This is a genomic window from uncultured Psychroserpens sp., from assembly GCF_947492715.1.
Classification (GTDB): Bacteria; Bacteroidota; Bacteroidia; order Flavobacteriales; family Flavobacteriaceae; genus Psychroserpens.
In genome coordinates this window covers 1-552 of record NZ_CANLNS010000020.1, presented here as the reverse complement: position 1 = coordinate 552, position 552 = coordinate 1, and the positions used below count along the sequence as shown (strand labels likewise).

The 552-nt window shown below is 38.2% G+C and carries 1 protein-coding gene; it reads right to left on the bottom strand.

Annotation, left to right across the window (positions count from 1 at the left end):
- On the bottom strand, window positions 1-552 hold a 552-nt coding region (locus Q0787_RS19235), incomplete at its 5' end, for a T9SS type B sorting domain-containing protein (protein ID WP_298905075.1).

The window sequence follows — 552 nt, the reverse complement described above, 5'->3', positions numbered from 1 at the left end:
TTATCTTTTCAGGGTAAAATGGGCTTTAAATTCTTTACGGTCACCTGTATTAGGTTCATTATACTCAACTACAAACCAATAATCACTTGTTGGCATTGCATTACCATTATAGGTACCATTCCAACCTATTCCTGTTGGACTAAGTTGCTTGAGTAATTTTCCATATCTGTCAAATATATAAATTTTTGCGTTTGGTTGATTATTTATTGCACTAATGTTCCATGTATCATTATATCCATCTCCATTTGGAGTGAAGAATTTTGGATAATCCATAACGATAACTTCATCACTTCCCTCTCCACATCCATTCTTATCGCGTGCTGTAACAACATGCTCTCCTAAAGAGACATCAACAAATATGGGTTCATCTTGCCATGGACCTCCATCTAAACTGTACTCATACTCTCCAACTCCTACAACACTTACCTCTATAACATGTGTGTCTGCAAAGGCCTCTGTGGTTACTGTAGCTGTAACCTCTGGTGGATCACTCTCTATCACCTCGGTACTATCACTACTCTCACACATAGTCACTGTAGAGGTCGTGATATC